Origin of the sequence: Paracoccus sp. FO-3 (genome assembly GCF_006386455.1) — a bacterium.
In the GTDB taxonomy this organism is placed as follows: domain Bacteria; phylum Pseudomonadota; class Alphaproteobacteria; order Rhodobacterales; family Rhodobacteraceae; genus Paracoccus; species Paracoccus versutus.
Genome location: NZ_VCBQ01000097.1, coordinates 1 through 18,514 on the forward strand (window position 1 = coordinate 1; position 18,514 = coordinate 18,514).

Annotated in this window: 9 protein-coding genes and 1 pseudogene; 3 read left to right on the forward strand and 7 right to left on the reverse strand. The window is 70.2% G+C overall.

Features of this window, described 5'->3' with window-relative positions; genetic code table 11:
* A partial coding sequence (locus FE811_RS20860) for a sigma 54-interacting transcriptional regulator (RefSeq protein ID WP_140848606.1) occupies positions 1–673 on the forward strand: 673 nt, incomplete at its 5' end.
* On the opposite strand, the gene FE811_RS20865 is transcribed toward FE811_RS20860, so the two are convergent.
* The 6 genes and pseudogenes from FE811_RS20865 to FE811_RS20890 form a co-directional block, all read right to left on the reverse strand.
* The gene (locus tag FE811_RS20865; RefSeq protein ID WP_140848608.1) at positions 670–1,686 is read right to left on the reverse strand and encodes a GSU2403 family nucleotidyltransferase fold protein; all 1,017 of its coding nucleotides are present in this window, start codon (positions 1,684–1,686) and stop codon (positions 670–672) included. The two genes, FE811_RS20860 and FE811_RS20865, sit on opposite strands and share 4 nt — an antisense overlap.
* Positions 1,687–1,798: 112 nt before the next feature.
* Positions 1,799–2,485: an adenosylcobinamide amidohydrolase gene (locus tag FE811_RS20870; RefSeq protein WP_181180911.1), complete on the reverse strand. Its 687-nt coding sequence runs from the start codon at positions 2,483–2,485 to the stop codon at positions 1,799–1,801.
* A gap of 64 nt (positions 2,486–2,549) precedes the next feature.
* Positions 2,550–3,938: a dihydrolipoyl dehydrogenase gene (gene lpdA, locus FE811_RS20875; protein WP_140848612.1), complete on the reverse strand. Its 1,389-nt coding sequence runs from the start codon at positions 3,936–3,938 to the stop codon at positions 2,550–2,552.
* 3 nt (positions 3,939–3,941) lie between these two features.
* The gene (locus tag FE811_RS20880; RefSeq protein WP_140848614.1) at positions 3,942–5,246 is read right to left on the reverse strand and encodes a dihydrolipoamide acetyltransferase family protein; all 1,305 of its coding nucleotides are present in this window, start codon (positions 5,244–5,246) and stop codon (positions 3,942–3,944) included.
* Between the two features lies 1 nt (position 5,247).
* A pseudogene (locus tag FE811_RS20885) lies at positions 5,248–6,238 on the reverse strand (alpha-ketoacid dehydrogenase subunit beta).
* A gap of 1 nt (position 6,239) precedes the next feature.
* The gene (locus FE811_RS20890; protein ID WP_140848616.1) at positions 6,240–7,493 is read right to left on the reverse strand and encodes a 3-methyl-2-oxobutanoate dehydrogenase (2-methylpropanoyl-transferring) subunit alpha; all 1,254 of its coding nucleotides are present in this window, start codon (positions 7,491–7,493) and stop codon (positions 6,240–6,242) included.
* 199 nt (positions 7,494–7,692) lie between these two features.
* Here FE811_RS20890 and FE811_RS20895 point away from each other — a divergent pair, with 199 nt between their 5' ends.
* A complete protein-coding gene (locus FE811_RS20895) occupies positions 7,693–8,190 on the forward strand; it encodes an Lrp/AsnC family transcriptional regulator (RefSeq protein WP_140848618.1) in 498 nt (165 codons plus the stop codon).
* Between the two features lie 66 nt (positions 8,191–8,256).
* Here FE811_RS20895 and FE811_RS20900 read toward each other — a convergent pair whose 3' ends face one another.
* Positions 8,257–16,545 carry a GH36-type glycosyl hydrolase domain-containing protein gene (locus FE811_RS20900; RefSeq protein WP_255469795.1) on the reverse strand — a complete coding sequence of 2,763 codons (8,289 nt, stop codon included), beginning with the start codon at positions 16,543–16,545 and terminating at the stop codon, positions 8,257–8,259.
* A gap of 249 nt (positions 16,546–16,794) precedes the next feature.
* On the opposite strand from FE811_RS20900, the gene FE811_RS20905 reads away from it, so the two are divergent.
* A complete protein-coding gene (locus FE811_RS20905; protein ID WP_140848622.1) occupies positions 16,795–18,150 on the forward strand; it encodes an esterase-like activity of phytase family protein in 1,356 nt (451 codons plus the stop codon).
* Positions 18,151–18,514: the final 364 nt, after the last annotated feature.

Consider the following 18,514-nt stretch of genomic DNA (forward strand, 5'->3'; position numbering starts at 1 on the left):
GCAGGGCCGCGGCCCGCGCGCGCCGGGCCGGCTCGAGGCCGCCCATCGCGGCACGCTCTACCTCGACGAGATCGACGCGCTCGCGCCCACGCTGCAGGCCCGCCTGCTGGCGCTGATCGAGGCGCGCGAGATCCAGCCCCCCGGCAGCGCCGCGCCGCGCCCGCTGGACCTGCGCGTCATCGCCTCCAGCCGCGCCGACCTGGAACGGCTGATGCGCGAGGGACGCTTTCGCAACGATCTTTACTATCGGCTGTCGGGCGCCGTCCTGACCCTGCCGCCGCTGGCCGAGCGGCGCGAGGACATCCCCGAGCTGTTCCGGCATTTCCTGCTCCAGGCGGCGGCGCGGCTGGACCTGCCGGTGGCGCCGGTCACCGGCGCGGTCAAGGCCCGGCTGGCCGGCCATGGCTGGCCCGGCAACCTGCGCGAATTGCGGCAATTCGCCGAAAGCCATGCGCTGGGGCTGACCCCCTTCGATCCGCCGGCCGAAGGCGGCGAAGCGCCGGGCCTGTCGGAGCTGGTCGCGGAATACGAGGCCGAACTGATCCGTGAGGCGCTGCGGCTGGCGCAAGGCAACGCCACCCAGGCGATGGCGCGGCTGCGCCTGCCACGCAAGACCTTCTACGACAAGCTGGCGCGCCACGGCATCAAGCCCGCCGATTTCCGCCCCGGCTAAAGCGCCGCCAGCCGCTTGCGCAGATCCGGCATCCGCGCCAGCGTCGCGGCCAGCCGCCCGCGCCAGGACGGGCCCTGCGCCATCGCCATCTCATAGGCGTCGCGCAGCTCGTCGGGGCGCTCTTCGGCCAGCACCTCGATCAGGAACTCGGCCTGCGCCCGGTCCTTGCGCGCCTTCAGCGTATCGGGCCCGTCGCGCCGCCGGTCGGCGACGATCAGCTTGTGGATGGCATAGCGTTCGGGGCGCGGCACCTGGATCAGGAAGCCGGCGCGGTAAAGCAGCGGCACCCGGATCGGCTCGGCGATCAGGAAGTTCAGGTAATGCAGGCTCTGCGCCGAGACGCCAAGCGCCGGCAGGTCGCGCAACCCCTCGGTGCCGTCGAAACAGGGGGTCAGGAACTCGACCAGCGTCTGCTGCTCGCCCTGGCGCCAGCGCCAGACCCGCTGCCCCTCGACCGAGGGCAGGGGGGCAAAGCGCAACTCGCGAAACACCTCGGCCAGCGGCTCGATCACCTGGTCGCCCAGCACCAGGGACAGCCGCTCGAAACTGGCGATGTCGATGTCGTCGGTCATCGCCGCCTGGTCGAAGCCGATGCGCACGCCCAGCTCGCCCTCGTAGCAGCGGAAGGCCTGGGTGCCGACCAGCGTGCCGCCCAGGCGGAACACCCCGGCCCGCGCCATGGCCGAGATCACCTGCCCCGAGCCGCGGGCGGTCATCAGGCAGCCCTCGGCCCGCAGGATGCGCATCAGCCGCGAGCGTTCGCGCTGGCTCTGCTTCTCGGCCTCGCGCAGGGCCTCCAGCCGGTCCAGGCGCGCGCGCAGCTCCTCGCCATCCTCGCCGATATAGCGGTCCAGGGTGCGGTCGCCGATGCGGAAATGGTCATACCAATAGGCCCTTTGCCCGACCTTCTTCAGCCGCGGCACGCCGCGCAGCTCGCTGACCGCCGCATCCTTCAGATGCCGCAGCAGATCGGTCCAGGCCGCCACCGCCACCGGCGAAAGATGCTGCGCCACGAGACTACCCCACAGTTTCTTCCTTGTGGGGCAAGGATAATCGCCCCGCGCCTACCCCACAAGAAAAAATTCGTGGGGTAAAATGGTCCCATCTTCTTCGTTCCTCAAATACTCATGCTCCCGTGCAACTCGGCGCTGCGCGGGCCGGCTCTCTGCCATGCTCGGCAACCCAGGCCAGGGCGCCTGCCAGCACCGCGTCATGGACTGCGGCGCCGATCGCCTCGCCCAGGGCGGTGTGCAGCCCGGCAAAGGCGGTGCCGCCCGCATCGCAGGCCACGGCGATGCAATCGGTGCCGGTGCCGGTGGCGCGCCCGGTCGGCAGCTCGATCCCGGCAGCGATGACGGCGGCGGTGCGGGCCTGGGCCACGATGCTCAGCGCCTCGATCATGGCGGCATCGGTCAGCCCGCCTTCGACCAGCAGGGCGATGTTGATCGTGCCATAGCTCCTGGACGGAACCATGCGGCGCCGGCCAACCCGCTCGGCATTGCCCAGGCCGACGGTGGCCAGGCAGGCCACCGGCCCGGCCTGGGCCAGCCGGTGATGGTGCAACCCGCGCGAGGTCATCATGCCCACGTCGCCGCCATGGCCGATCCGCGCCATCTCGGCCCCCAGCCAGCCCATGGCGTCCAGGTCCGGGGACAGGTCGGCATCGCGGACCTGGCGGATCAGGATATGCCGCGCGCTGCGAAAGCCGGGGCGATGCGGGGCAAAGGACAGCACGCGCCGCACCCGTCCCAGATCCGCCACCAGCCAGGGCGGGGCCTGCCTGACCCGCAAATCCGTCCCTGCCACAGCCATCCCCCGCCCCTTGCCCCGCGCGGGCCGGGTTTGCGCCATCGCGGGGCGGCGATCAATGCCCCTTTCAGATATGCAGCGCGTGGCCAAGCGCGCGCAGGCAGGCTTCGTGCAGCGCCTCGCCGCGGGTCGGGTGGGCGTGGATGGTGCCGGCAATGTCCTCCAGCCGCGCGCCCATCTCCAGCGCCAGGGCAAAGCCGCCGGCCATCTCGGCCACGCCGGCGCCGACCGCCTGGATGCCCAGCACCTCATGCGTGTCGGGGCGGGCGGTGACGCGGACGAAGCCCGCCTCGTCGCCCGCCGTCATCGCCCGGCCGTTGGCGGCAAAGGGGAACAGGCCGGTCACGACCTCGCGCCCTTCGGCCGCGGCCTCCTCGGGGGAGATGCCGACGCTGACGATCTCGGGGTCGGTAAAGCAGACCGCCGGGATCGCCCGCTTGTCCCAGGCGCGGCGCTGGCCGGCGACCAGCTCGGCCACCATCTCGCCCTGGGCCATGGCGCGATGGGCCAGCATCGGCTCGCCGGTCACGTCGCCGATGGCCAGCACGCCGGTCATCGAGGTGCGGCAGCGCTCGTCGATGCGGATGAAGGGGCCGGCCATCTCCAGCCGCAGCCCCGCCACCCCTGACGCGGTCGCGCGCGGGCGGCGGCCCACCGTCACCAGCACCTTGTCGGCCTGGATGTCCTCGGCCCCGTCCACCCCGGCGACGCGCAGCGCGCCGCTGTCCGACAGCCCGCCGGCCCGCGCCCCGGTCAGCAGCCGGATGCCCAGCTGGGTCAGGCGCTGCGCCACCGGGCGGGTCAGTTCGGCATCGTATTGCGGCAGGATGCGCGGCGCGGCCTCGACCACAGTCACCTCGGCGCCCAGCTTGGCATAGGCGATGCCCAGCTCCAGCCCGATATAGCCGCCGCCGACCACGGCCAGCCGCCCCGGCACCTCGGTCAGCGCCAGCGCGTCGGTCGAGGAGATGACCTTGCCGCCAAAGGGCAGGGCGGGCAGCTCGATCGGTTCCGAGCCGGTGGCGATGACCAGAACCTCGGTGCGGATCTGCACCGGGCCCTCGGGCGTCTCGACCAGCACGGTCTTGCCGTCGCGAATGTTGGCCCGGCCCGTCACCAGCCGCACCCTGGCCTTGCGCAGCAGCGTGGCGACGCCGCCGGTCAGCCGCTCGACGATGCCGTTCTTCCAGGCCATCGTCGCGCCCAGGTCCAGCCGCGCGGGACCGGCCGAGATCCCCATCGAAGGGGTCGAGGAAAGCTGTTCAAACCGATGAAACTCCTCGGCCGCGTGGATCAGCGCCTTCGAGGGGATGCAGCCCACGTTCAGGCAGGTTCCCCCCGGCGGCTCGGCATCGACCACCACCGTGTCGACGCCCAGCTGCCCGGCGCGGATGGCGCAGACATAGCCGCCGGGGCCGGCGCCGATCACCAGCAGCCTGCATTGGATCTCGCGCATCGCTCAGCCCTCCACGAAGATCAGCGCCGGGGTTTCCAGCAGCTCTTTCAGCCGCGCCACGAAGACGGCGGCGTCCCAGCCGTCGATCACCCGGTGGTCGAAGCTGCACGACAGGTTCATCATCTTGCGCGGCTCGAAGGCGGCGCCGTTCCAGAACGGCCGCACCGCCAGGCGGTTGACGCCGACGATGGCGACCTCGGGCACGTTCAGGATCGGGGTCGAGGCGATGGCCCCCAGGGGCCCCAGCGAGGTGATGGTGATGGTCGAGCCGGCAAGCTCGTCGCGCTTTGCCGTGCCCTCCTTGGCGGCCGTGCCCAGCCGCGCGATCTCGGCGGCGGTGGCGCGCAGGTCCAGCGCCTCGGCATGGCGGACCACCGGCACCATCAGGCCATGGGGCGTCTGCGCCGCGATGCCCAGATGCACCCCGCCGAAGCGGCGGATCAGCCCGGCCTGGGCGTCGTAATGCGCGTTCAGCAGCGGCTGTTCATGCACGGCGCGCACGATGGCGCGGGCGATGAAGGGCAGCAGCGTCAGCCGCGTCCCCTTGCCTTGCGCATTCATCCGGCCGCGCAGATCCTCCAGCGCGGTGGCGTCCACCTCTTCGACGATGGTGATCTGGGGGATGCTGTTCGCGGCCTCCATCCGCTCGGCGATCTTGCGGCGCAGCCCGATGACGCGGATCTCCTCGACCGCGCTGTCGGGTTGCGGGCCCGAGGGCGCCGGGATGCCGCCCGAGGCGATGAAGGCGTCCAGGTCCTCGTGCCCGATCCGGCCGGCCGGACCCGAGCCGCGCACCAGCCGCAGGTCCACGCCCGCCTCGCGCGCCCGTGCCCGCACGGCGGGCGAGGCGATGGGCCTTTCGCCCTCGGGGCGCAAGGGCGCGGCCGCGAGGGTTTTCGCCGCCGGTTTCGGGGTCGGCGGCTCCGCCTCGGGCTCGGGTTCGGGCTTGGGCGGCGCCTCGGCCTTGGGCTCTGCGGGTTCGGGATCGGGGGGCGCGGTCTCGGCCTGCCGCGACGACCCCTCGGCCGGCGCTGCGGCGCCCGCCTCGGCCGCGACATTGCCGGGGCCGTCCACCTCCAGCCGGATCAGCTCGGCGCCGACGGCGATCACGTCGCCGGGCTGGCCCGCCTGCCAGACCACCGTGCCGGTGACGGGCGAGGGGATTTCCACCGTCGCCTTGTCGGTCATGACCGCGACCATAGGGTCGTCCTCGCGCAGGACATCGCCGGGCTTGACCAACCATTCGGAGATCTCGGCCTCGGCGATGCCTTCGCCGATGTCCGGCATACGGATTGCGTGAATACCCATCTCAGGCCACCTCGACCAGTTGACGCAATGCCTCGGCCACCCGTGCGGGGCCGGGGAAATAGCTCCATTCATGCGTATGCGGATAGGGCGTGTCCCAGCCCGCCACCCGCCGGATCGGCGCCTCCAGGTGCCAGAAGCACTCGGCCTGAACCAGCGCCGCCAGTTCCGCGCCATAGCCCGAGGTCAGCGTCGCCTCGTGCAGCACCAGGCAGCGGCCGGTCTTGTTGACCGAGGCCACGATGGTTTCCATGTCCAGCGGCAGCAGGGTNGCCGGATTCCTCGACCGCGGCCAGCGCGACATGGACCATGGTGCCATAGGTCAGCACGGTGGCCGCCCGGCCCTGGCGGCGCAGCGCCGCGTTGCCCAGGGGGACGGTGTAATGCCCCTCGGGCACCTCGCCCAGCTCATGGCTTTTCCAGGCCGTGACCGGGCGGTCGTGATGGCCGTCGAAGGGGCCGTTGTAAAGCCGCTTCGGCTCCATGAAGATCACCGGGTCGGGGTCTTCGATAGCGGCCAGCAGCAGCCCCTTGGCGTCCCGCGGGTTCGAAGGCACCACGGTCTTGAGGCCCGTGACATGGGTGAACAGCGCCTCGGGCGACTGGCTGTGGGTCTGGCCGCCGAAGATGCCGCCGCCGGTGGGCATGCGCACCACCATCGGGCAGGTGAACTGCCCGGCCGAGCGATAGCGCAGCCGCGCCGCCTCGGACACGATCTGGTCATAGGCGGGATACATGTAGTCGGCGAACTGGATCTCGACCACCGGCTTCAGCCCATAGGCCGCCATGCCGATCCCGGCGCCGACGATGCCGGATTCGTTGATCGGCGTGTCGAAGCAGCGGGTCTTGCCGTATTTCGCCTGCAAGCCGGCGGTGCAGCGGAAGACGCCGCCGAAATAGCCCACGTCCTCGCCGAAGACCACGACGGAAGGGTCGGCGCCCATCGCCACGTCCAGCGCGTCGCGGATCGCCTCGATCATCGTCATGCGTGCCATGTCAGAACCCCGCCTCGTGACGTTGCTTCAGAAGATGCGGCGGCATCTCGGCATAGACATCCTCGAACATGTCGGCGGGGCTGGGGTGCTGGCCGTGATGCAGCGTGCCGATGGCCTCGGCGCGCTTCTGCTGTTCGGTGATCTCGGCCAGGATCTCGGCCTCGGCCTGGGCGTGGCGCTCGTCGCTCCAATGGCCAAGCGCGATCAGGTGGTTTTTCAACCGCAGGACCGGGTCGCCCAGCGGCCAGGCCGTGCTTTCCTCGGCCGGGCGATAGGCCGAGGGATCGTCCGAGGTCGAATGCCCGCCGGCGCGATAGGTGACGTATTCGATCAGCGTCGGGCCCAGGTTGCGCCGGGCGCGTTCCGCCGCCCATTTCGCCACCGCCAGCACCGCAAGGTAGTCGTTGCCGTCCACCCGCAGCGAGGGGATGCCGAAGCCATGCCCGCGCGCTGCGAAAGTGCCTGAACCTCCGCGTGCAATCCCCTGGAATGTCGAGATCGCCCATTGGTTGTTCACGATGTTCAGGATCACCGGCGCCTTGTAGGTCGAGGCAAAGACCAGCGCGGCGTGGAAATCGCTTTCCGCCGTCGAGCCGTCGCCGATCCAGGCCGCCGAGATCTTGCGGTCGCCCGAGATGGCCGAGGCCATGGCCCAGCCCACCGCCTGGATGAACTGCGTGGCCAGGTTGCCCGAGATGGTGAAGAAGCCATGCTCGCGCGAGGAATAGCAGACCGGCAATTGCCGGCCGTGCATCGGATCCTCGGCGTTCGAGAAGATCTGGTTCATCATCGCGCTGAGCGGATAGCCGGCGGCGATCAGCAGCCCGGCCTGGCGATAGGTCGGAAAGTTCATGTCGCCCGGTGCCAGCGCGCGCTGGAAGCCGCAGGAAATCGCCTCTTCGCCCAGGTGCTGCATGTAGAAGCTGGTCTTTTGCTGGCGCTGCGCGTTCAGCATCCGCGCGTCATAGATGCGCAGCGTCATCATGTGGCGCAGTCCGATCAGCAGGTCGTCGGGGGTGATCTCCAGCGCCTCGGCCCAGGGCCCGACGGCCTGGCCCTCGCGGTTCAGGACGCGGATGATGGTGAATGCCAGGTCGCGGATCTCCTCGGGGTCGACGTCGACCGGCGGGCGGCGCACCGTGCCCGCGCGCGGGATCGCGACATGCGAGAAATCCGGCTGGCCGCCGGGCCGCACCTCGGGCTCGGGCACCACAAGGCCAAGCGGCGGATAGTCATTCGGGTCTGGCCTTTGCATCGGCACCTCCTTTGCCTTGGGGAACGGGCCGGGTTCCGGCCCTGCCGCCGCGGATGACGGGCATCCGGGCGATGCGGCGCTGGCGTTCCACCCCGTTCCTCCCAAGGGGATGATGCCACAGATCGCCGCAAAATCTTCTTTCTTTGTTTTCAGCTATCAGCCAAAATGCAAAAGATTCTTCTGATAAGAACGGTAAGACATGAGCGGATCTTCTGCAACGCGCCAGCTTGACGCGATCGACCTCAGGATCTTGCGGGCGCTGAGTCGCGACGGGCGGCTGTCCAACAGCCAGCTTGCCGAAAAGGTCGGCCTGTCGCCCAGCCCCTGCTGGCAACGCACCCGCCGGCTGGAGGCCGAGGGCGTCATCAAGGGCTACAGCGCCCTCCTGGACCAGTCCCGCCTGGGCGCCGCCGAAACCGTCATCATCGAGATCACGCTGGAACGGCACGACGACAAGGTGCTGGAGGAGTTCGGCCGCGCCATGGCCGTCATCCCCGAGGTGCAGGAGGTCTGGCTGACCACCGGCGAATACGACTACCTGCTGAAGGTCGCGGTCAGCGGCACCCGCGGATACGAGGAATTCCTGCGTCGCAAGCTTTACCGGGTGCCGGGGATCCGCAACGCCCGCTCGATCTTCACCCTGCGCTGCCTGAAGGAACGCGGCAGCATCCTGCCGCTGCTGGCCGAGGCGGACTGACGCGGCCGTCCCGGTTGCTGGATCACCGCCTCGACGCGCCATGGCCATGCCGTCCCCCTCCCTCTCTCAGCCGATGCGGATGCGGGGCGTGCCGGCCTGGTCGCGCGTCACCTCGACCTCGTGGCGGCGGTCGCCGATCATCACGCTGGCGCGGAAGCCCGGCCAATGCGAGGGCAGGGCGGGGGCCACCTCCAGCCTTTCGCCGTCCTTGATGCGCAGGCCCAGGATATGCTCGACCGCGACGCGGTGCAGCCAGCCGGCCGAGCCGGTATACCAGGTCCAACCGGCGCGGCCGATCTTTTCCTCGGCGCCATAGACGTCGGCGGCGACGACATAGGGCTCGCCGCGATAGACCTGAAGCGTGGCGGCGTCGCTGGCATGGCTGATCGGGTTGAGCAGCCGGAACACCCGCCAGGCGTCGTCGGCGCGGCCCGCCATGCACAGCGCCTGCACCATCCAGATCGCGGCATGGGTATATTGCCCGCCGTTCTCGCGCACGCCGGGCGGATAGCCCTTGATATAGCCGGGATCCTGCGGCGCATCGGCAAAGGGCGGGGTGAACAGCCGCAGCAGCATGCCGTCCTCGTCCAGCAGATGCTCCAGCGCCGCGTCCAGCGCCGGGTCGCGGCGGTCCTTGCGTCCGGCGCCCGAGATCACCGACCAGCTTTGCGCGATGGAATCGATGCGGCATTCCTGCGACGCGGCCGAGCCCAGGGGCGTGCCGTCGTCATAGATCCCGCGCAGATACCAGCCGCCGTCCCAGCCGTGCCGGTCCAGCGCGCGCGACAGCTTGGCGGCATGCGCGCGCCAGCGCTTTGCCCGCTCGTCCTCGCCCCGCGCCTCGGCCAGGGGGGCCATCATGGCGATGGTCTGGGCCAGGAACCAGCCCATCCAGACGGACTGGCCGCGCCCGGCGGCGCCGACGCGGTTCATGCCGTCGTTCCAGTCGCCGCCCAGGAACAGCGGCAGGCCCTCGGCCCCGGTGCGGGCGATGGCCAGTTCCAGCGCCAGCGCGGCATGGTCGTAGAGCGGCGCCATGCGGTCGCTGGTTTCGGGCGTGAAGAAGGCGTCGTGTTCGCCCGGCTCCAGCACGCGGCCCAGGATGAAGGGCAGGGGCTCGTCCAGGATGCTGCGGTCGCCCGTCACCTCGACATAGCGCGCCAGCGCATGGCCCAGCCAGACCACGTCGTCGGCGATCAGGGTGCGCACGCCCGCGCCGGTGCCGGGCAGCCACCAATGCTGCACGTCGCCTTCCGGGAACTGGCGCGAGCCGGCTTCCAGCAACTGGGCGCGGGCCAGCGCCGGGTCATAGACCAGCATGGCCGAGGTGTCCTGCAACTGGTCGCGGAAGCCATAGGCCCCCGAGGCCTGGTAGAAGGCCGAGCGCGCCCGGATCCGGCAGGCGATGGCCTGATAGGGCAGCCAGCGGTTCACCATCAGGTCGAAGGCCGGGTCGGGGGTCTGCACCTGCAAGCGGCCGAAGATATGCTGCCAATGCTCGGTCTGGGCGGTGGCGGCCTGCCGGGCGGTCTCGGTGCGCTCCAGCAGCGGGGGCGCGGCGGCGCCGGGCGCGGCGGCCAGGCGGAAGGTCACGTTCTGGCTTTCGCCCGGCTCGATCTCGATGCGGGTTTCCAGCATCATCACCGGGTCGCCGTCATGGCGATGCACGAAGCGGCGGCTCAGCGTGGCGTCGAACCAGGCCGGCAGGCAGGTGTCGCGGTTGCGGCCCTGCCAGATCAGCCGCGACAGGCAAAGCCCCGTCACCTCGCGGTCCACCGACAGGATCATGCGTTGGCCGGCATAGTCGATGGAATAGGGGTTCTCGCATTCCACCGCCCGCGCCTCGGGCTGGTAGCGCATCTGCAGATAGGGCGCGGTCTTGGCGCGGGCGCCGCCCATCACCGGCTCCAGGAACTGCGCCACGTCCAGCGTCAGCCGCCGCGTGCCGTGGTTGGTCAGCCGCAGCCCGATCACCCGCAGCGGCGCGTCCGGGGTCAGGCTGTGCAGCGCGGTGATCTCCAGCTCGCCCGACCAGGCGGTGAATTCGGAGAAGCCGGCGCCGTGGCGGCATTGGTAAAGCGCCTCGCGCTGGCTCGACAGCGCCGCATAGGGGGTGTGGATCGCGCCGGTGCCCAGGTCGCGGATCAGGATGCCCTCGCCCGGCGGGTTGCTGACCGCATCGTTCGACCAGGGCGTCAGCTGGTGGTCGCGCGAATTGGCCGACCAGGTAAAGCCCGCGCCCTCGGCCGAGATGTGAAAGCCGAAATCGCTGCGGGCGACGACGTTGATCCAGGGGTTCGGCGTCGCCTCGCCATGGCGCAGGCGGATGACATAATTGCCTTGCGCGTCGAAGCCGCCGGTGCCGTTCCAGAAATGCAGATCCTCGGGCGGGAAGTCGCTGCGCAGCGCGGGGCGCTGCAAGGGCCGGGACGGCGCGCGGGCGATGCCGCGGCGCAGCTCGGCCGCCTCCAGCCGCTGGATCTGCCCGGCCAGGCTGCCGTTCTGGGCGTGGATCACCACGCGCGCCACGGCCAGCAGCGTGTCGCGCGTCTCGGCCGAAAGCCCGTTGGCATCGACGGCAAAGACCGAGGGGCGCGAATGCAGCAGCTGCATGCTGTGGCACAGGTTGTTCAGTGCCTCGTGCAGATGGGCGGCATAGCTTACGCGTTGTTCGTTCAGGATCACCAGGTCGCATTCGAGGCCGCGCATCCGCAGGTATTCCTGCATGCGGATCGCCTGGCGCGCCACCGGCATCAGGTCGGGGTCGTTGATGCGCAGCACCATGATCGGATTGTCGCCCGAGACCGACATCGGCCACAGCGCCGATTGCTGCCCCATGACATGGCGCACCTGCGAGGCCAGCATCTGGTTGGGATAGACCAGCAGCGCGGCATAGCGGCGGAACAGCGCCGCTTCCTCGGGGGTGATGCTGGCATGGTGCAGCTGCACCTGGCTGCGGGTCCAGGCCATCTGGTGCTCGTTGTCATAGGCGGCCTCGTCGGCCAGGTGCAGATGCGCCTCTTCCAGCGCCTCGCGGCTGGCGGCGGCGACGGTCCAGAAGGTCACGACCGCCTCTTTCCCCGGATCCAGGGTCAGCCGCCGGCTGAGCGAGAAGATCGGGTCCAGCGTATAGCTTTCGCCCGGCACGGCATCGGCCAGCAGGCCGGGATCGTCCAGCGCCTGCGGCGCGCGGATCGAACGGCCGCGGCCGATGAACAGCCGCCGGTCGGTGGCCGCGCCGTCGGGCACGCCGGCCCCGGCGCTCAGGTGCATCAGGTGGCGGTCGGGGTCGTGCGGGTTGCGCTTGTTGCGGCGGGCGAAGATGCGGCCGCGATCCGGCTGGGCCTCGGTCGCGACGAACATGCGCGAGAAGGCGGTATGGGCGCGGTCGGCGTCGTTCTGGTCCAGCACGATCTCGCCATAGCTGGTCAGGGCCAGCTGGCGCGGCCGGTCCGACAGGTTGCGCAGCTTGACCCGCGCGCCGCGCGCGTCCAGGTCGTCGGACAGGATCACCTCGGTCTCGCAATGGACGCCCTCGCCCAGGGCGGCGAAATTCGCCTTGTAGTCGAACAGCCGCGTCGCATAGCCGATCTCGGGGTCGAAGCCGGGCGCGGCGGTGGCCGACCACCAGCGCCCCGAGGCGAGGTCGCGGATGAACAGGAACTCGCCCCAGACATCGGCCGCCGGGTCGGGCCGCCAGCGGGTGATGGCGGTGCCGTCCATGCGCAGCCGTCCCGCGCCGCTGGCATCGAGCAGCATCGACAGCCGCCCGTTCGACATGACCGCGACGGTATGGGGCGCCGCGGCGGCATCGGCCACCTCGACGATCTCGGTCTGGCCCAGTTCGGACGGGCCGGGCAAGCGGCGGCGCACCGTCTCGCGCAAGAGCGGCGAGACCTCGCGCGGGGTCTTTTGCTGCAAGAGCGTCGAGACGCTTTCGATCACCGGGTCGGCATTGAAGCGGTTGCGGTGCAGCCCGTCCATCAGGCAATTGGCGATGGCGATCAGGCTCATGCCTTGGTGATGCGCCATCACGCTGCGCACCACGGCGCATCGGTGCCCCTGCGGCAGGCGCGAGGGGGTGAAGTCCACCGCGTCGAAAAAGCCGTATTCGCCGCGCGCGCCCAGGTCCGCCAGCCGGCGCAGGTTCTTCAGCGCGCTGCGCGGGCGGAAGCCGGCGGCGATGAAGCTGGCATAGGGCGCGACCACCTGGTCGTCGCGCAGCCAGCGCCGCAGCGCCAGCTCCGACACCCCGAAGGCGTAATACTGATAGTTCATCTGCGCGTCGCGGGCGTTATAGGCACTTTCCGACACGCCCCAGGGCCGGCCTGCGCGCCAGCCGTCGCGGATCTGCGCCTCGACCGCCACGTCGCAGGAACTGTGCAGGATCGAGCCGGGCGGCTCGTCCATCACCAGGGGCGCCATCAGGTATTCGAACATCGAGCCCGACCAGCTGACCAGCGTCGAGCCATAGGGCATCACCGTCATCGGCCGGCCGAGCCGGTTCCAGTGCTCGGTCGGCAGGTCGCCCTTGGCGATGGCGAAAAGCGAGGCGAGCCGCGCCTCGGAGGCCAGCAGGTCGTAGAAGGACTGGTCCGGCGCGCCCTCGACGCAATTGTAGCCGATGGCGAGCAGCTGGCGCTCGGGGTCCAGCAGGAAGGCGAAATCCATCTCGAAGGCGAAGGCGCGGGCGCGTTCGGCCAGCGCCGCCATGCGCCGGGCCGCGACGGCGACCTCCTCGGGGTCGATGCGGCCCAGCCCCTCCATCTTGTCGCAGGTCGAGACCAGCCGGCTCGTCCACCAGTCCAGCTCGCGCGCGGCGGCGGTGGGGATCTCGGTGACGAGGCCCTGGATCAGCACCTGCAGGTTGGCGGCGGCGCGGGCGTGGCTTTGCACATGCAGGGGCGCCAGGTGCGGCGCCTGGGCGCTGGCCATGCTGTGCCACAGGGCGGTGATGCGTTCCTCGATGCGGTCGCGCAGCGGGTTGAGGCTGCGCCGCTCGCGCGGGATGGCCGCATGCAGGCGGCGCATCAGCGACAGGATGTCCACCGCCCCCGACAGTTCCGGCAACAGGTAGAGCGCCGGGTTGCGCGCCCATTCCTTGAGCGTCGAGGACAGGGTGATCAGATGCCCGGCCAGGTTGCCGCTGTCCACCGCCGAGACATAGCGCGTGCCCAGGGGCTGCAGGCTGTCGGTCGCATACCAGTTGTAGAGATGGCCGCGATGCCGCTCCAGCCGCTCGATGGTGGTCAGCGTGGCCTCGATCCGGTCCAGCGCCTCGCCCAGGGTGATCCAGCGGAACTCGTGCGCGGTCACGGTCGAAAGCAGGTAAAGCCCGATATTGGTGGGCGAGGTGCGCTCGGCCAGCTTGGGCTGCGGCTGGTCCTGGTAATTGTCGGGCGGCAGGTGGTTGGTGCGGGCATCGACGAAGGTTTCGAAAAAGCGCCAGACCAGCCGCGCCTCGGCCCGCCATTCCAGCCGCTCCTCGGCGGTCAGGGGGCGGGCGCCCTCATGCTCGATCGGGCGGGCGCTGACCCAGGCGATCAGCGGTGCGCCCAGCCACAGCACGCCCAGCACCAGCGCCGGCGCCAGGTTCTCGGGGCGCAGCAGCGCCGCCAGCGCGACGAAGCCAAGCGCCAGCGCCAGCCCGCCGCGCATCAGCAGGAAATGGCCGGGCAGCGTCTCGTGCGCGCGGCGGGCCACGGCGTCGGCGGTGGTCCATTCCAGCAGGTGCCGCCGCGATACATAGACCCGGCACAGGCTGCGCACCATCGCATCGACCATGCTGAAGGCCATCTGCGGCAAAAGCGTCAGCCGCATCATGAAGGCGGTGATCTGGTCCATCAGCTCGTTGCCGATGACCAGCATGTGCCGCAGCCGCGCCACCCCGGACTGGCGCGGCATCAGCCCCATCAGCCAGCCCAGCAGCTGCGACAGCCCGACCGAGACGCCCAGCAGGCCCAGCCAGAACAGCGCATCGGCATGGGGCAGGCCGATCACCGCCACCAGCCCCGCCAGCATCAGCGAGACCGGCAAGAGGCTGCGGCGCAGGTTGTCCACGATGCGGAACCGCGCCAGCGCATCCAGCCCGTTGCGCAGGTCCAGCAGATAGGGCAGCAACTGCCAGTCCCCGCGCGCCCAGCGGTGCTGGCGCGCCAGGTCCACGTCGAAGCGCTTGGGATATTCCTCGATGAAGTTCACATCGGTCGCCAGGGCCGCGCGCAGCCAGGCGCCCTCGATCAGGTCGTGGCTGAGGACCGAGTTCTCGCGGATGCCGTCCTGGGCGGCGGTGGCGAAGGCATCGACGTCGTAGATGCCCTTGCCGGTATAGGTGCCCTGGCCGAACAGATCCTGGTAAAGGTCCGAGACGGTGAAGACATAGGGGTCGAGCCCCTTGTCCTGCGACAGGATGCGCTGGAAGGGCGAGGTCTGGCTGCCGTGCTTCAAGAGCGAGGTGACGCGCGGCTGGATCAGCCCGTGCCCGCGCACGATGCGCTGCCGCGCCGGGTCGTAGACCGGGCGGTTGACCGGATGCGCCATCATGCCGACCAGCATCCGCACCGTGTCGCGCGGCATCCGCGTGTCGGCGTCCAGCGTCACCACATAGCGGATGCCCTCGGGCGGGCGCGGGCCGGTATCGACGAAGCTGGTGTCGGGGCTGCCGCGCAAGAGCGCGTTCAGCTCGACCAGCTTGCCGCGCTTGCGCTCCCAGCCCATCCAGACGCCCTCGGCCTCGTTCCATTGCCGGCGCCGGTGCAGCAGGAAGAAGCGCCGCCCGGTATGGGCATATTTCTCGGCCAGCGCGGCGATGCCCTGGCGGGCATAGGCCAGCAACTCGGCGTCGCGCGGCGTCGTCTCCTCGGCCGCGTCGGTGAAATCCGTGAGCAGCGCGAAGCTGAGCGCCGGGTCGGGATTCGCAAGGTAATGCACCTCGAGATTGCTCAGCAGGTCGTCGATGGTGTCGAGGCTGGTCAGCAGGCAGGGGATCGCGACCAGCGTGGCATGGTCGGGCGGGATCCCGTCCTTGAACCCATAGGCGGGCAGCTGCGCCGGCGCGATCAGCCGGCTGGCGACGAAGCGCAGGAGCGCCAGCCCCGCATCGAGGAAGGCCGCCAGCGACAGCACGATCAGCGTGGCGGCCAGGAAGCCGCCGGTCTGCGCCGGCACATAGGTCAGGCACAGGGCCACGGCCAGCAGCATCAGGGCCGCCAGCGGCAGGATCAGGCTGAGGATGCCGTGGCGGCGCGCCAGACGCGCCAGACGCTCGCGCCAGACCGGGCGATAGCCGCAATCTGCCTCGAAGCGCGGCGCGTCGTCGCCCAGCAGCACGACCGAGACCGGGATGTCCCGCCGCCCGGCCGCCGCCAGCGCGCGCTCGGCCACCTCGGGCTCGGCCAGGGCGGAATGGCGGGCGATCATCTCGATGCGGTTGCGGATCGCGTTGCGGGTCTGGGGGGCGAGGCGCTGGTGGTCGGGATCCTCGCGCAGGATCGCCTCGGTGCGGCTGGTGGCCTCGAACCATTCGCGCCAGTTGATTTCGTCCAGGCGCTTCAGCGCGCGGATGATATGGGCGGCGGTGACGTTGTTCGCGGTCTGGCGGGTCTGCTCGCCGGCCATCACCTGCTCGGCGGTGCGGCCCTGGGCGGCAAGCCGGCGGGCAAGCTGTTCGGTGATGGCATGGGTGCGGTCCAGGCCGGCATGGACGCGATAGATCACCTGCGCCACGAAGGCCGCGTTCTGCAAGGCCGGGCCGGGCACCGCCTGGTCGAAATCCGCCGGGCCCGGCTCGTCCATGGCCATCAGCCGGTCCATGGCGGCATTGGCCTCGCGCCGGCCGCGGCGCGCGCGCTCGGTCTCGTCGCTCAGCCGCAGCATGCGCAGCAAAAGCGCATAGCGCAGCATCGAGGGCAGCGACCACAGCTCGCCGATGGTCAGCCAGTCCACCTGCTGCGCCCCGGCGATGAAATCGGCAAAGCTGCGTTCGCGCAGGTCGCCGTCGGTCATCGCGGCATAGTCCCAGGCCAGGGCCAGCACCCGCGGGATCGGCTCGGCCACCGGCTGGAACTGCCCGCGCGGCAGCGAGCGCAGGAAGGCCGGGCTGAGGTCGCGGGTCAGGTGGCGATAGGTCTCGGCGATGGTGTGGTAGTTGTCCAGCAGCCAGCGCGTCGCGGTGGTGATATGTTCGCTTTCGGCATCGGCCCTCAGCGCGGCCTGATACAGCAGCCGCTGGTCCCGCGCCGCCTGCGCCAGCTCGAAGCGCGCGGCACGGGGGTCGAAGCCGGGGATTTGCAGCCGCTGCTGCTCCAGGACCGCGCGCCCGGCCGCCTCGAAGACCGAGGCCGCGGTGGCCCCCATTCCGCCGCCCTCCGGGTTTCCGACACCGGCCCCGTCTGCCTGCATGTTCCGTCTCCGTCCCGTCGCTTCCCGCTAAGGAAGGGCCTGGGCGGCGGCAGGGTTCCCAAAAACCTGCACGCATCGCCCCGCGACACGGCATTGCCCGTCATCCGGGCAGGGCGGCATCACGGATCTGACACCGAGCTGCCGCATCGCTGTCACCTGCCCAGCCTAAAGCCACCGCATCGCGACGACAAAGGATTTCGAACCATGCGCCTTGGCCTTGCCCTGCTTGCCTGCACCATCGCCGCCCCCCTTGCCCCCGCCGCCCTGGCCGAAGAGGTCTTTCCGGCCCGGCTGGCGGGCCATGCGGTCCTGCCCGCCCTGACCATGGTGCCGCCGCCGGCGGATGCCCCGCGCGAGCTGTGGCTGTCGGGCCGCTTCACCGGCGCGGCGCGCAACGACGCGCCGATGTCGGTCGAGGGCGATACCGGCCCGACCTATGGCAGTCACAAGACCGGCATCGCGCTGCCCTTCCTGGGCCAGCCGGTGCAGGGCATGTCGGGTTTCGCCATGAACCGGGCCCCGGACGGCAGCTGGTTTTCCCTGACCGACAACGGCTTCGGCAGCAAGGCCAACAGCCCCGACGCCATGCTGTTCTTTCACCGCATGCAGCCGGATTTCGCCGCCGGCACGGTCGAGCGGCTGGAGACCGTGTTCCTCCGCGACCCCGACCGCAAGGTGCCCTTCCGCATCGCCAACGAGACGACCGAGGGCCGCTATCTGACCGGCGCCGATTTCGACCCCGAAAGCATCCAGTATCTGGACGGCGAGATCTGGATCGGCGACGAGTTCGGTCCCTCGATCCTGCGCGTGGCCATGGACGGGCGGGTGCTGTCCGTCCACCGGACCCTGCTGGAGGGCAAGGCGCTGGCCGGCCCCGACACGCCCGGCATCACCGTGCCCGCCCAGCCCGGCAAGGATTTCCGCGTCCAGCGCTCGGGCGGCTACGAGGGCATGGCGCTGCAACCGGGCACCGGCCTGCTTTGGGCGATGCTGGAAAAGCCGCTGCTGGGCGACGACGGCCAGCCCGAGGGCGATTTCCTGCGGGTGATGACCTTCGACACCGGCAAGGCCGACTGGACCGGCGACAGCCATCGCTTCAGGCTGTCCGAGGGCGCGACGGCGATCGGCGACTTCAACTTCATCGACGAGACCCGCGCCCTGGTGATCGAGCGCGACAATGGCGAAGGCGACGCCGCCCGCGCCTGCCCCGAGGGCGCGGCGGACCTGTCGGCCTGCTATCCGCTGCCCGCGCGGGTCAAGCGGGTGGTGCTGGTCGATACCGCCAGCCAGGATGCCGAGGGCTATCTGCGCCGCATCGGCCATGTCGACCTGCTGGACATCGCCGACCCGGACGGCAAGGCGCTGCCGGGCCTTGCGGCCGGGGAGGGGCGTTTCACCTTCCCCTTCTTCACCATCGAGGACGTGGCGCGGGTCGATGACGACCACATCATGCTGGCCAACGACAACAACCTGCCCTTCTCGGGCGGGCGGCGGATCGGCGCGGCGGCGGACAACGAATTCATCCTGCTGTCGGTGCCGGAACTGCTGGCGGCGAAATAGCCGCGCCGCGCCGGCGGCTTGGACAGGTTCACGCCGGGAAGCCTTGCAGCCGTTCGGGCGCAGCAGGACCGGGCGATCGCGTGCCGGGATGCCGGCCGCCGATCCGGAACGGGCGGGCAGGGACCATGGCCATGCATTCGGCTGTTATCTTATCGGCCTCTTGGCCGCGGCGCTCTTTATCTGTCGATGGCGGGAATCCGATAGCGCGGCGGGGCGGCGGATGACGTAGTTTTTCTAATGCCTCACGCCTGAACATTCTCCTTTGCGGCGGGACGGCCGGCTGCCCTACCACTGGGTGGACAAAAGCCCGCGCAGAGGAGGCCGCGACATGACACCCCGCATGGTTCTTGAAGGCATTTACACG